Below are 14,247 nucleotides of genomic sequence, written 5' to 3'. Positions count from 1 at the left end.
CTATTGTTCCAGAAATGTTTCGGGCGGTTGGTAAGCCGACAAGCTGGAATCCAGTTCCTTAGCCTTGGCGACCAGCCCGGCTTCATTGCCCGCCGCGCCGACCAGTTGCACGGCGACTGGCATTCCCTCGGCATTTCGGCCAGAGGGAATGGTGATCGATGGCAATCCGGCAATATTGGCCAGACAGGTAAAGTCCGCCTGATTGGCCGGGGCCGCGTCGTCATGGCTGAATGCCGCTTGCGGGGCGGTTGGCAGTAACAGGGCGCCCGTCTCGCCGACCGCAGATTGCACGGCATCACCAACCTCTGCCAATATGGCACGGTCTTCAGCGAGATCATCTGCGCTGCGTTTTGGTCCGAAGGTCAGCAGATGTTTGAGGTGGGCGGACAGGCCATCGGGATTGTTGGCGAGGATGTCGCCCAGTTCTTTCGACAGCCCCAATGACGACATGATAAATCCGGCAAAGCGAATCCGGGTCAGGGGATGGGGAAGCGAAAAGCTCCGCTCCGCAGCCATTGCAGTTTTGGCTATCTGGTAACCATCCAGAACTGCCTGTTCGCATTTCACTCCGCCCAGTTGATCCAACAATATAATATTATCAATAGCTTGGCTATTGTCATAGCCGTCAATCAAAACCCTTGAAACAGTGTCCAGCGTGTCCAGTGAACGGGCCAGAGGACCAATGCTGTCGAGCGACGCGTCTACCAGTTCGAGACCATCCTGACTGATTGCACCGCGACCGGGTTTCAGACCGTATATCCCGCAATAGGCAGCGGGTATGCGCACCGAACCCATTGTGTCGGTTCCCAAAGCCGCATCACACAGACCGGCAGCCACGGCAGCCCCGCTTCCCCCCGATGATCCACCCGGTGTATGGCCAATTTGATGCGGGTTATGGGTCGGTCCGAAAAAGGGATTATCGGTCTTCGCCCCGAGAGCCGCTTCTTCCATGTTGAGCGTGCCGATGATGGCAGCTCCGGCAGCGCGTAGCCGCGCCACCGATTCGGCATCCTGCTTTGCGATGCGGGTACGATAGGCCTCCAGCCCGCCAGTCCACGGCATGCCCTGCACCGCGATATTGGCCTTGATACCGATCGTCATGCCGTTCAACGCCCCGGGCCCGCCGCTGGCATTCCGGTCAAAATCGGTAAATGCATTCAGTGCGGCATTCGCGGCCTCAAGATCATCCCAGTCGATCATCCTTCCTTCATAGCCCTCGCTGATCGATCAGGCGAATCGGTTTCTGCCTGGTTTCAATTTGGGTGTCTGTGGCCGTGTCACCGGCTCCGACCAGGGTAACCCCGACTTCGATACCCAGCCCCTTGCGGAGCAGCTCGGCAATCGCCGCCTGATCCCCGCCGCTCCGGCATTCCAGCGTCACATGCATGTCATCCCGGCCCGCATCATCGCGATTGACATGACAAACATATTCGCCGGTCAGCTCGCTGCGGCCTTCGATGATCGCGCCGATGGCATGGGGAAAGATATTGATCCCGCGCAGCTTGACCATATTGTCGCTGCGACCCTTGAAACCGGTAATGCGCTTGAACACCATTCCGGTCTGGTTGGTGCCGGTCAGTTCTTCGGTAATATCGTGCGTGTTGAACCGGATGCACGGGGCGATATCATCCTTGAACAGACAGGTGACGACCATGTCCCCGGTGTCGCCCGGAGCGACCGGGACACCGCTGTCGACATCGAGCAGCTCGAGATATTGCGCATCTTCCCAGACATACATGCCGTCGCGCTCTGGCCCTTCGCCGGCAATCGTGCCGGTGTCGCCAACCCCGTACCAGTCATAGGCCTTGGCCCCCTGCCACGCGGCTTCGGTCGAGGCCCGGTCTTCGGTACCAAGATGGCCGATGATCATCTTCAGATTGATCTTGTCGAACAGCTCTTCCGCCGCCGCCGTGTCTGCCAGCTTGCGGATGTAATCGACAAAACCGACCATGCAGGTCACGCCAAAATCGGCCATTAGATTGACCTGATTGATCGAGCGCGTTTCAATGCCGGTGCCTGCTGACAGGAAAAGTGCGTTGGTGAAATGGGTGACAGATTCGCGAATATAATGTCCGCCATTTATCATGCCGTGACCATAGACTGACTGCACCACATCCTCCTGGCCCAGCCCCATCCAGCGGTACATCCGCCCGACCAGCAAATTGGTGATTTCGCGCCCCTTGGGTCCGAACATCAACGGTTGCGGACGACCCGTTGTGCCGCTGGTCGTATGGAAAACGACCGGCGTATCGCCGCGTCCGTCAAAATCACCATAAGGCGGAAAATCGTTGACCGAAGCCATTAAATCGGTCTTGTCATAGACCGGCAGCTTGGTGATGTCAGAGAGCCCCTTGATGTCACCGGCTTCTACCCCGTGATTGCCCCACAGGCGCTGGTAGAAAGGAATTTCCCAGCCGCGCTGCATCAGTTTCAAAAACTGCTTGTTCTGCACTGCATGAAGTTCATCGCGCGACATCGCTGTGTAGCGGTTCACAAAATCGTCCCCGATCGGATATTGATCGAGCATCGCTTTGGCATCAAATGTTTCAAAATAGGTTGGAAAGGTCATCGAGGCTCCGTCACATAAGCAAGAGGATGGTCAAAAATTCGAATGTCGCAATCGGCATCAGCCAGGCTGCGGGCGAGGTCGCGTTTGGATCGGGTCTGGGCATCGGACATCGGTGCCGTCGGACTGCCGAGATTGTCGTTGATCGTCAGCGATAGTTGGAATTCGCCAGCCGAACGGATAACCAGTTGTTGCGGTGCGAGCGCATTTTGATCTGGGTTGTCGTCGATCTTGACCGTCACCTTCTGCCCCAGCTTTACCAAATCGGGATTGGCAAACTCCTGCGCCGTAAAACAGCGCGGATCAATAATCCCGTCGCGCAGCATCAATGGCACCAGAAAAGGTAAACAAAGACGTGCGTAGCTAGGCGTCATATCCTGCTTATAGGGTCGACCGACGAGCCGGTGGATCAGAGGTGGTGCTAGCACCGAGACGGATTCTACATCGGACGGATCAATGGCTTCATCTCGCAACAGATCATCCAGTGCTCCAATAATTCCGTGACTGGCGCGGCCCGATGGAAACGGCTTGATGCTGACTTCGTCGATCAACCAGCGCTGGCCAAGCGTCGCAGCATATTCCGTTAAATCTCCCGGTTCGATCAGCTTGTAATAGCCAAACGGACCTTCCAGCACATCATGCGGCCCATTCATGCCCGCCTTGACGAGATCCACCGCCGTGATTGCCGCGCGGGACGCATTGGCGATCTGCAAAGGCAAGGCAATCGACGCTTCGACATGCGCCTGCATTGTCCCGGCTGCCTGCGAATAAGCCAGTCCCATGACGTCCGGGAACTGCTCCGCCGAAAGGCTCTCCAGTCGCGCAACTGCCAGCGCGGCTCCAATAACACCTGCTGTTGCTGGCCGGAAAAATTCCATTGCGCCGCTGGCGGACACTCCCAGCCCGCTGGCGATATCCACACCGACTGCAAGAGCGGTCAGAAACGCATCCTCTTCACATCCGCCCAAGCGATCCGCGCTGGCAAGCAGGGCAGCAGTGACGACTGACATGGCATGGACAACCGCAGGTTCATGCACCGCATCCCATTCCAGGCAGTGGATCGCAAAGCCGTTAAACCAGGCGGCAGAAGGCGTTGGAAGGCTTTCATCCAGGCCGAGCAAGCGCGATTCATCGCCAGCGCCCCAGCCGCGAACGGCGCCCAGCATGGCCTGCGCCTCATCCGAAGCCGCTCCCGCAGCGCCGCCCGCCATCGTATCGGCAAACAGCCGTCTGACATTGGCAATGGCAGGATCAGGCAAGCGATGATCAGCCGCGGCAAAAGCCAGAATGTTCTGCGTCATACTCACGACAACCAGTCCTCCAGCAGCTTACTCACCGCTCCAGCATCATCTCCGTGTAGCGCCAGATCAATCGCGCGATCCGCTTCCTCGTCCGGTAAACCACCCCATGCAATCAAAGCGCGCGTCTTGTCGATTACACCCTCTTTGGACAACGGCCGTTCCGGATCACCCAGCGTATCAATCAATTCGGCGGTTTCGCCATTGCAGGTTACCCGGGCGCCATAATGTTCCGGATAACGGGCAGCGATATCCGCATTTGCAGCAACCGACACCCGGCCCCGCCCACCCGCAAGAGGGGGAATAGCATCCAGCTCAAAATCCGCCAGCTGCGGGACGCCCCGCTCTGCGATCACAGCCACCGCGTGCTGGATGGAGAATTTGGCATCAATCACGGTTTCGGGATTGGCGCGATCACAAAAAGTGACAGCATCCGCATAGGTCTCCACCTGGATATCGCCATCGAGCGAACCCAGCCTGGACTTTAACTCCAGCGCCGCATCAATCGCAGGGTGCGCATGACGGCAAGCCCCCCATGGCTTGAAGCTGACTTGGTGGATCCGCCACTCGTCCGGGAACGTCATTGGTTTTGGGTTTTTACAGGTGGCCGCGTAAAGACCTTGCGGGCCTTCCAGTATGAAGCGGGGGCCCTTTATCCCGTCCACAGCCGCCAAGGCAGTATTGAAGGCATTGAAAACAACCCAATTCACATGCCATTGCTTGGCATCACAATCCTCGTTGCGCATTTGCCATAGTCCACCAGCCAACGAACCCGCCAGACCAAGGCCGTTGACCAATTCTTCAAACGTCTTATCAATCTCGATTATTCCGGTTTCTGCGTCGCCTCCGACGATATTTGCAGCCACGCTCCCAAATGCGCCTGCAGTAGCCGTGGGGTGATAGTAAGCATAATGATACGCATCCAGTGTCGCGCCAACACCAATCATTGCTTCATAACCACGCACAGCTCGATTCAAAATGGCGTTCATTCCATCTGAATCCGTTAAAACCGAAGGCCAAATTACCGGCCCTGGATGCAGGATGGCAGTTCGATGAACGTCATCCATTTCCAATTGGTTGCCCAAAAAGCGAATCAAGTCATCCGGGCGCGACCATCCCGTTCCACGAAGCCTTTGCGCTATATCACTTTTCCGAGCCCCTGCCACACATCCCAACCAATCCAGCAAATGCAACCGCGCCCGCTGGCGGGTCGCTTCATCGACCGGACGGGTCAAATGATGGGCCAATTTCTCGGTCAGGCTCTCTTGCGTCATGACAAAGCCGCCCTTAAGATAGGAATATGTCCGGACAAAAAACCCAAGCCACGAAAAAGCCTGCGAAAAAGCAGCCACGTTATCTCGAGCTGGCCGACGAACTGCGCACGGCAGTCCTGCGCGGCGACTTTTCCGATCCTGGCGAGTTTCCGACTGAGTCGGTTCTCTGCAAGAAATTTGATGTCAGTCGCTTCACGGTTCGCGAAGCGCTGCGCAAGCTGACGTCTGAGGGATTGATCGCGCGGAAAAGAGGCTCGGGAACAGTCGTGCAACCGGCGACTGCGCGGGCCGGTGCCCTGCATCAGCCGCTGAGTAACGTTGGTGAAATTTTGCAATATGCGCATGACACCACGATCAGTTTTGAAAAAATGGATCCGCAGGACATTCCCGTCAAGATTGCTGAGCAGATCGGTATCAACCCGACGCGCGAATGGTTCGTGTTTCACGGGAAGCGGTTGAAACCGGGTCGGAAGCGCCCGATTGCGATCACCGTCGCCTGGATCAATCCCGACCTGGCCGATGCTGTAGACCAGATTGATCTCGATGGCGCGACCTTGTTCCGTCAGATCGAGGAATATGGCAAAGTGACCGTCAGCCGTGTCACCCAGGACATTCAGGCGATCTCGGCCTCGCGCCATTTCGCCAGCGATCTGGGAATTGAAAAAGGCGATCCGGTGCTGCGAATCTTGCGTTGCTATTATGATGAAAATGACCGGATGTTTGAAATCTCGGCCAGCTATCATCCCGGCGAGCGTTTCGCTTACTCGATGCATATCGAGGTCGACTGAAGTCGCTAAACTCGCAGTCATTGCGATTCATCCAGCGCAGGCGAATCACTTGCCTGCCAGTCACTCTCTGACGCAAACTGGAATGCCGGCGCAATCTGATGCACGCCATCCGCTTCGACCAGCAGACCCTTTTCGCGCAGAAACGTCTGATCCAGCGCTTCCCGAAAATTGAGGACCGGTGAAAAAGCCACGTCCTTGTCGGCAAACCATTGGACCCATTCAGCGCGGGTCCGACCCGAAAATATCTCGCGCAGGAAATCGGTCAGCGGCTGTTGCGGCGCACCGGCTTCCAGCTCCGCCAAAGGCAGCAAATCAAGCCGGTCGAGAGCGGTCAGCAAAACCTTCGCAAATTTGAGTTCGCGCGCGCCCAGTACAATATGTTTGCCATCCAAAGTCCGATAGACATTGTAAAAGGCCGCACCGCCCAATGACCGCTGTGACTGCGACACCGGTGGCGCGCCGCCACTGATCGCATCTCCGGCGATATGCGCGCACCAGGGAAGCATGGAATCAAACATCGCAATATCGACATAGTCGCCTTTGCCGGTCTGCTCGCGGCCGATCAGTGCCATGAGAACCGCAGACAAACCGTTCAGTCCCGCGGCCATGTCTGCCGATGGTACGCCGGGTACAACCGGCATCCCATCCGGGCCGTCATTTACGGACAGAAATCCGGAAAGCGCCTGCACAGCCAGATCATGTGCCGGGTGATGCGCCATTTCTCCTTCTTGCCCAAAGGCGGAAATCGAACAATAGACGATACGGGGATTTTTGGCCGCGACGGCTTCATAATCGAAACCCAAACGTTTCATCACGCCGGGCCGAAAGCCTTCGATCATGACATCCGCTTCGGCAAGCAGATTCCAGAGTCGCTGACGGCCTGCGTCCGATTTCAGATCCAGCGCGAGAGATTTTTTGCCCCGGTTCAGATTGCGGAACCAGACCGACTGACCGGCCTGCATCGGCTCCATCTGTCGCGCAGGATCACCGGCAGGAGGTTCGACTTTCATGACATCTGCGCCATGATCGGCCATCATCATCGTCAGCATCGGTCCCGGCAGAAATAGCGAGAGGTCGATGACCTTTATGCCGGAAAGTTTCCCCATGGATTCAAACTACCCCACCGGCACGCAATTCGGAAATGGCATCTGCATCGTAACCGAGGTCGCCCAGGATCGCATCGCTGTCTTCCCCGAGCAGCGGCCCCGCCTTGTTGGGCAAACGTTCGCCATTGAGTTTGATCGGGCTCGACAGCACATCCATTTCCGGTCGGTCCTGATGGTTGATTGTGTCACGCATGCCGATCGTTTTGAGCCAGGGATTATCCAGTGCCTGGTCCAGTTGATAGACGGGTGCAACCGGAACAAGTCCTTCAAGCAACGCCTGCCAGTGCGCCATCGGATGCGCGATAAATATGGCGTTCAATATGTCGGACAAAGCCGGACGATTGTCGAGCCGGTTGGCCGGTGTGTCAAAACGCGGGTCGTCAATCAATTCATCATGCCCGATCTTGTTGCACAAAATCGGCCAGAACTTCGGAATTTGCGCCATCACAAACATCCAGCCATCCGCAGCTTTGAACATCTGGCTGGGCGTCGCTGATGGGTGTGCGCCATTGGGTGCGCGACCGGTAATATCGCCTTCGTTCATGTACCACAAAGCCGGATAGCTGGTCTGGTGCACCGCCGCGGACAGCAGATCAACGTCAACGTCGCAGCCTTCACCCGACCGCTGGGCATCCAGCAAGGCAGCCAGCAAGCCTACCGCCATCTGGGTGCCAGACATGAAATCCACCATCGAAAGACCAAAACGAACCGGCGGACCATCCGGATCACCGGTCAATGCACAAAAGCCAGCCTCAGCTTGCATCAGATAGTCATATCCCGGCCATTTTGCCCGTTCATTGTCCCGGCCATAGGCAGAGACATGAGCGCAGACAATGGCCGGATTGACCGCTTTGAGAGAGCCGTAGTCCAGGCCGATTTTCGCCGGCACATCGCCGCGCAGATTATTGGCCATGACATGAGATTCGCTGACCAGCTGGTGGAGGATTTCAACACCCCTGGCGCTCCGCAGGTCGAGCGTCAGCGATCGCTTGTTGAGGTTGAAACTCTGAAAGTACAGACTTTCCTGTTCCCGCAGCCAGTGCGGTCCGACATGCCGGGCCGTATCGCCGCCCTTGGGGGGTTCGATCTTGATGACTTCCGCGCCCATCTGAGCCAGAAACATCGTGCCATAGGGTCCTGCGCCATATTGTTCGGCCGACAGGACACGAAAGCCTTTCAAGGGTTGTTTGACGCTCAAGCCGGGTTCCTTTTCACCCATTGTTTGGAAATAATCATGCGCTGCATTTCGTTGGTCCCTTCCCCGATACACATCAGCAAGGCATCCCGATAATAGCGCTCGATTTCATATTCCTTGGAATAGGCATAGCCGCCGTGGATCCGCATTGCTTCTTCCGAATTGCGTACCGCGGATTCCGAAGCGAAATATTTCGCCATGCCCGCCTGCATGTCGCACCGTTCACCGCGATCATATGTTTCTGCCGCGTCGGTGGTCAGCAATTCGGATGCCCGCGCCCGGGTGACCATTTCGCCCAGTTTCAGCTGAATCGCCTGATGTTCGGAAATCGGCTTGCCCATGGTTTCACGCAGCTGCGCATATTCTGTCGCCAATCGCAGAGAGCCCTGTGCCAATCCGACACCGCGCGCCGCGACATTGATGCGGCCGAGTTCGAGGCCGCCTGTCGCCTGGAAAAAACCATCCCCCTCGACGCCGCCAATCAAATTTTCTGCCGGAATGCGGTAATTGTCGAAAACCAGCTCGGCACTGTCGATCGACTTGTATCCGAGTTTTTCGAATTTTTTGCCGACAGTGAAGCCGTCGCCTTTTGGGGCAATCATCAGGCTCATCCCCTTGTAACGCGGTTCCGCCTTGGGATCAGTCTTGACCAGCAGTGCAAAACACTCGCCCTTGATGCCATTGGATATCCAGGTCTTGGTGCCATTGATCACATAATCATCGCCGTCGCGCACCGCGACAGTCCGGATGGCTTGCAAGTCGGTCCCGGCATTGGGTTCTGTCAGGGCCAGGCCCCCACGAATTTCTCCGGTCGCAAATTTGGGAAGCCACAGCTGCTTCTGTTCTTCGGTACCAAACCGTTCAACAGCCGCCGCCATAATGAGGTGAGAATTAAAAATGCCGGTAATCGCCATCCAGTATGAGGAAATATAGGTTACGATCTTGGCATAGGTCGTGGCAGGCAATCCCAGACCGCCATATTCCTGACCGATAGTTGCGCCGAACAGACCCATTTCGGACATTTGTGCGACAAGTTTTTCCGGCCATATGTCTCCATGGTCATGCTCCATGACCACCGGCTTGACCTCCCCTTCAACCCACTTTTCGATCGCGTCCATAAACGCACGCTCATCCTCGGGATCAATCGTCCGCGGAACAAATTCTTCAGTTGGCACATCCACTGCACTGGCCATCGTCATACTCCAAAATTAGTCGCTGCCGCACCATAGCGGCCAGCTGTCATACTCTGATTAGTCGTCGGCTCCGCCAAACCCGCGCTTCCAGATCAGCATCGTCCGTTCAAATGTACACACGACCGTTCCATCCTGATTTTTGCCGATCGTCTTGACCGTCACAATGCCCTGTTCCGGGCGAGACGATGACTCCCGTTTTTCCAGAACTTCACTTTCGGCATAAAGTGTGTCGCCGGGAAAGAGCGGATGAGTGAGGCGAATCTTGTCCCAGCCGAGATTGGCTACCGCTTTCTGGCTGGTGTCCGACACACTCATTCCGACCATCAGCGCAACTGTCAGCGGTGAACATACAAGCGGCTTTTCGAATTCAGTTTTCTTCGCAAATTCATAGTCGAAATGTGCGGGATGGGTGTTCATCGTCAGCAAAGTGAAATGCACATTGTCCGTGTCGGTAATGGTCCGTCCCGGCCGATGTTCATATATATGCCCCGCTTCAAAATCCTCAAAATATCGGCCGAATGTTTCGCGGAACCGACCCGGGCTAACTTCAATCACTCCATCACGCATAATTTCTGTCCTTGTTCGATAAATTTCAAATCATCATTTTCGTATCGAGGCCGCTGCAACGATATTCCGGTATCTTTGCATTACCGGCGCTTCGAGCATACGGCCATTATGACTAACCGCTTTTCCACCCGCTGCATCAAAGGCGGCTATCGCATCCTTGGCTTCTTCGATTTCCACAACCGAAGGCCGCATGACCTCGCTGATGATGGAAAGTTGTTTGGGATGGATGGCAGCTTTGGCGTGGAAGCCAAGCTCTTTGGCCTTCTCGCATTCCTCCCGCAGGCCCGCGTCATTTTGCAGATTGATATACGGCACGTCAAATGCCGCCACACCTGCAGAAGCGCAACACAGGATGAACTCGCCTCGCGCCACGAGAAGCGGTTCCCAATCCAGCTTTGTGCCCAGCTGGGCAGAAAAATCGCCACCGCCGAACATCATGCCGGCTATCCCCGGGCCCGCGGCTATCTCGTCTCCGACCCGCAGACCTTTCACTGTTTCTATCAACGGAATCAGCCCCGCAATCCGGTCGCCCAATATGTGATGCGCAATTTCGACTTCGGTCACGCTTTCCACCATTGGCAAAAAAACGAGTGCAGGTAGATGTTCCGAAGCGGATAGTGCCAATAGGTCGGCAAGGCCCGCTTCCGTTTTCAATCCATTGATTCGAACGGCTGTTTTTGCCCTGTCCAGCACTCTTAACAACGACAACACGGATTCGCGTGCGCTGGATTTTTCCGCAGGCGGAACGGAATCTTCAAGGTCAATACATATCAAATCAGCACCACTTTTCGCTGCTTTTTCAACGCGTTCGGGCCGATTGGCGGGTGCGAAAAGAAAGTTTGTCAATCCGGTCATGGGGTCCATTTTGCTATGAGTTTGATATTGCCTCTTCACAATTTGTCCGGACAAATCTAAAGTCAACCAGAAAGTGAAAATATTTACTGATCCAATTGATGGGAGAATGATGAAATGAACAGGCATTTAAAGCGCGGATTGATGTCCGCAACGGTTATTGCAACGGTGATCAGTACGCCGCTCGCAGGGCGAACACTGGATCCCGACAAACCCGAAGATGCTTTGGAAATCATGAAACGGACCCAGTGCGGCGAAGCAGATGGCGTCGCTGCTGTCTATCACTGGTCAGGCAAAGTCTATTCGCGGGTCCGCGGTGAACCGGATCGCCATCTGTTCAATGGCGAAGGGATGAACATTCGTCAGTGCGTGAGGATCGAAGACCCCAAACGGGGCGTGGGTTACAAGCAAGTCAGCCGCGAAGTAATGTTCTATCTTGATCCCAAAACCAACGAAGTGCTGCGGACCTGGGACAACCCATGGAGCGGTGAAACCGTCAACGTCATGCAAATCGCCAATGATCCAGTGAACAGCCGTGCCAATTATCCTTATAGTGCCGATGGCAAGCCCTACAAGATTTCAACACTTCGCCGTCAGGGCAAGTGGATGTTCATGCCGTTCGAAGTACCGCTATTCTATCATAACGTGCTCGCAGGTGATTATCAGGATTATGTCGGCAACAAATATCACGCGATGGAAATTTTTGATTTTGCCTTTCTGGCCGAAGAAATGCTCGATACCAAATATCCAACCTCTTATCCGACCATCAGCTGGGTCCGGATTTCCGACTGGATGCCGTGGATGAAAATGCGCGGTCGTCAGGGGCAGATGGTGTTCAATGCCATGGGTGCCAAGCTGAAAAACTATGATGAACTACCTGACGTGATCAAGGATGAGATTACACTCAACTATCCTGAATATACGGCACCGCCCCCCGGCGATGATCAGCGCAAAAACGAAACAACCTGGACAGTATTCAGAAAAACGATCGACGCGGAACGAGCAGCTGCCAAAGCAGAAAAATAATCTTCGAGATCAAAGAGTTTTCTCCCTGGGGGCCGGCAGCAATGCCGGCCTCTTTTTTACCAGAAGGGTCTAACTCAGAACGGTTTGACATTGCCCAGGAACGCGGTGGCCAGCAGCAGGATATAGACGATCCACACCCAAATCCGGGTGCGATCCATAGTCCGCAGCAATGGTATTTCGGTTTCATCCGACGAGCCCTCGGCAATCAATTTGCCAAGCTGCGACCCCACTGGTTTGAACGCCACATCGATCATAATCGCAGAGGCAAAGATCAATCCGAACATGAGCGCTTTTGTGGCGAGCCAGATGGGAATGAGCGGAGCTTCATTGACCAGCGACAATATGCCCAGTCCCAGATAAAAAACGGTCAACCCGATTCTGAGCCATGATTCAATCTTGCGATCCCGCGCTGCGCGATCAGTCTGGTCATGCGCATGTGCATCCCAGACCAGCCACAACCACAAGCCGCCTACCGCCCAGGACAATAGAACCGCCCAGCCCGGGAGATCCCACCAACCTCCGGCATCAACCACCGTGATCGTCAGCGGAACCATCAACGCCCAAGCAGACCGCGGAACCATATCGAGATTGACCAGTAACTGCAGCAAGATCAACCGCTGAGATAGGTCATATTTCTCACGTTTGCGGAAATGCTGACCAAGCATGAACACGCCTACATCCGCACCAAGCCAGAGCACGAACAGCAAAATGTGCACATAGACCAGTAATTGATAGTAGCTCATCGCGAAAAATTCCATCAGGCTTCCCCCAGGGTAGGATGTGTATCCAGATTTTGGACAGTGTATGACAGTATATGATGCAAGAATCATTTTCTTGCCAAAACCTACCTAACGTGTAAATTTGTCCGGACAAATATGATAGTCTAGGATTGAATAAATTTGACCAACAGTCTTAAAACCGCGATCCTTCCGCGAACGGGCGCAGTTTGCCTGATATCGTATCGAGGGGCAGAATAAAGCGATGAGCAAAACACAATCGTCAGCAACGGCTGCTGCTATCGACGGGCCGGGCGAGTTTTCACTTGGCTGGAAAGTCCTGCTGGCCGGCGTATTGGGCGTCGCTTGCGGAGCCTCGCCAATCCCGTTCAACATTATCGGCTTCACCGTAGAACCGATGATCGAGGAATTTGGATGGAGCCGCACCCAGATTCTTTTGCCGATTACCATTTTCGGAATAATCGCCGCGTTGCTGGCACCGTTTTTCGGATCTTTGGCGGACAAATATGGCGTACGGAAAGTTGCGCTCTATTCCCTGCTCGCCTTTGGCCTGTCCTTCGCGGCTATCGCGCTGACTCCGACAGCGCAGGCCACGTCCACGCTCTATATTTATTACGCGATGTGGGTGGTGGTTGGTCTGATTGGCATCGGGTCAACACCGGTCAGCTGGAGCCGCGCTATCAATCTCTGGTTCTTCAAAAACCGCGGTCTTGCGCTGGGTATCCTGCTTCTCGGGACCAGCCTTGCCGCCATAGTCGTGCCTAAGCTCGCGGTCTGGGCAATCGAAAATTACGGTTGGCGAAACATGTTCGCGATCGTCGCTATTTTGCCTTTGTTCGTTGCCTTGCCGATTGGCTATTTTCTGTTCCGCGAACCGCGTCCGGAAGAACGCCCCAAGGCCATTTCCAGCGACAGTGGCAAGCTGACCGGCGTGACCCTGGGAACAGCGATGAAAGATCGCAGATTCTGGATTATCTGGCTGTCAATTGCGATTATTTCAACCGCCTTTGGCGGCGCGTTTATCAATATGGCAACAATGCTGGCAGATCGCGGACTGGAAGCACAAACTGCGGCATCTGTCATGGGCATATTGGGCTTGGGTATCCTGTCAGGCCGGATCATTACCGGCGCTCTGCTAGATCGATTCTGGCAGGGGTTTGTGGCTTTTCCGCTGCTCTGCCTGCCGGCAATTTCCTGCTATGTCCTGATCGGTGACACTATCGCTTTTCCAATGGCGGCAATAGCCGGATTTCTTCTCGGATTTGCGGCGGGTGCAGAAAGTGATCTGGTCGCCTATCTGACCGGCCGCTATTTCGGGATGGCGCATTACGGCAAAGTCTATGGCATGCTCTACATGCCGTTCGGATTTTTCTCTGCCCTGTCGCCGATCATCTATGCCTATGTCCGCGATACTACGGGAAGCTATGATCCGATTTTACAGGTCGCGCTATTTGGCTTCATTGTCGGCGGCGGTCTGCTGCTGTTCCTCGGCCGCTATCCAGACAGTTTTCCGGAATCAGAGGAGGAACCTGCATCGTCTCCTGCAACGGAAACGGCATAGCAGCCCGCACCAAGACCAGGACACTGAAATGCAAGCACGCACAGACTATCGCGAATGAATATAGATCGCCGACAGATGATGGCA

General features: G+C 55.2%; 13 protein-coding genes. 3 read left to right on the top strand and 10 right to left on the bottom strand.

Annotation, left to right across the window (positions count from 1 at the left end; genetic code table 11):
- From ABJI30_RS00630 to ABJI30_RS00615, 4 genes are read right to left on the bottom strand one after another with little or no spacing between them, the layout of a single operon-like run.
- Positions 1-1,200 carry an amidase family protein gene (locus ABJI30_RS00630; RefSeq protein WP_348014962.1) on the bottom strand — a complete coding sequence of 400 codons (1,200 nt, stop codon included), beginning with the start codon at positions 1,198-1,200 and terminating at the stop codon, positions 1-3.
- Positions 1,201-1,207: 7 nt separating this feature from the next.
- Positions 1,208-2,569 (bottom strand): phenylacetate--CoA ligase family protein, encoded by a 1,362-nt coding sequence (locus tag ABJI30_RS00625; protein WP_348014961.1) that lies wholly within the window; start codon positions 2,567-2,569, stop codon positions 1,208-1,210.
- Complete coding sequence (locus ABJI30_RS00620; protein WP_348015216.1) at positions 2,566-3,867, bottom strand: MmgE/PrpD family protein; 1,302 nt, start codon at positions 3,865-3,867, stop codon at positions 2,566-2,568. Before ABJI30_RS00620 ends, ABJI30_RS00625 begins: the two co-directional genes overlap by 4 nt.
- 2 nt (positions 3,868-3,869) lie before the next feature.
- A complete protein-coding gene (locus tag ABJI30_RS00615) occupies positions 3,870-5,138 on the bottom strand; it encodes an MmgE/PrpD family protein (RefSeq protein ID WP_348014960.1) in 1,269 nt (422 codons plus the stop codon).
- A 26-nt stretch (positions 5,139-5,164) separates the two neighbouring features.
- On the opposite strand from ABJI30_RS00615, the gene ABJI30_RS00610 reads away from it, so the two are divergent.
- Positions 5,165-5,926, top strand: a complete 762-nt coding sequence (locus ABJI30_RS00610; protein WP_348014959.1) for a GntR family transcriptional regulator — start codon at positions 5,165-5,167, stop codon at positions 5,924-5,926.
- A 17-nt stretch (positions 5,927-5,943) separates the two neighbouring features.
- Here ABJI30_RS00610 and ABJI30_RS00605 read toward each other — a convergent pair whose 3' ends face one another.
- Genes ABJI30_RS00605 through ABJI30_RS00585 form a run of 5 tightly spaced genes read right to left on the bottom strand, consistent with a single transcriptional unit; the run spans position 5,944 to position 10,842 of the window.
- Positions 5,944-7,032 carry a CoA transferase gene (locus ABJI30_RS00605; RefSeq protein WP_348014958.1) on the bottom strand — a complete coding sequence of 363 codons (1,089 nt, stop codon included), beginning with the start codon at positions 7,030-7,032 and terminating at the stop codon, positions 5,944-5,946.
- Positions 7,033-7,036: 4 nt separating this feature from the next.
- Positions 7,037-8,230 (bottom strand): CoA transferase, encoded by a 1,194-nt coding sequence (locus ABJI30_RS00600; RefSeq protein ID WP_348014957.1) that lies wholly within the window; start codon positions 8,228-8,230, stop codon positions 7,037-7,039.
- The gene (locus tag ABJI30_RS00595) at positions 8,227-9,420 is read right to left on the bottom strand and encodes an acyl-CoA dehydrogenase family protein (RefSeq protein ID WP_348025344.1); all 1,194 of its coding nucleotides are present in this window, start codon (positions 9,418-9,420) and stop codon (positions 8,227-8,229) included. Before ABJI30_RS00595 ends, ABJI30_RS00600 begins: the two co-directional genes overlap by 4 nt.
- Positions 9,421-9,477: 57 nt before the next feature.
- Complete coding sequence (locus ABJI30_RS00590; protein ID WP_348014955.1) at positions 9,478-9,987, bottom strand: MaoC family dehydratase; 510 nt, start codon at positions 9,985-9,987, stop codon at positions 9,478-9,480.
- 33 nt (positions 9,988-10,020) lie between these two features.
- A complete protein-coding gene (locus ABJI30_RS00585) occupies positions 10,021-10,842 on the bottom strand; it encodes a CoA ester lyase (RefSeq protein ID WP_348014954.1) in 822 nt (273 codons plus the stop codon).
- Positions 10,843-10,956: 114 nt separating this feature from the next.
- Here ABJI30_RS00585 and ABJI30_RS00580 point away from each other — a divergent pair, with 114 nt between their 5' ends.
- Positions 10,957-11,865 (top strand): DUF1838 family protein, encoded by a 909-nt coding sequence (locus ABJI30_RS00580; protein WP_348014953.1) that lies wholly within the window; start codon positions 10,957-10,959, stop codon positions 11,863-11,865.
- 74 nt (positions 11,866-11,939) lie between these two features.
- Here the strand turns inward: ABJI30_RS00580 and ABJI30_RS00575 are convergent, their stop codons facing one another.
- Entirely contained in the window at positions 11,940-12,623 is a 684-nt protein-coding gene (locus ABJI30_RS00575) for a hypothetical protein (RefSeq protein ID WP_348014952.1), read from the bottom strand.
- Between the two features lie 223 nt (positions 12,624-12,846).
- Here ABJI30_RS00575 and ABJI30_RS00570 point away from each other — a divergent pair, with 223 nt between their 5' ends.
- On the top strand, positions 12,847-14,163 hold the full coding sequence (locus ABJI30_RS00570) for an MFS transporter (protein ID WP_348014951.1): 1,317 nt from the start codon (positions 12,847-12,849) through the stop codon (positions 14,161-14,163).
- Positions 14,164-14,247: the final 84 nt, after the last annotated feature.

This window comes from Parasphingorhabdus sp. (genome assembly GCF_039968395.1).
Lineage (GTDB): Bacteria > Pseudomonadota > Alphaproteobacteria > Sphingomonadales > Sphingomonadaceae > Parasphingorhabdus.
Note: the sequence above shows the minus strand (reverse complement) of the source record. Positions and strands in the feature narration are given on the sequence as shown.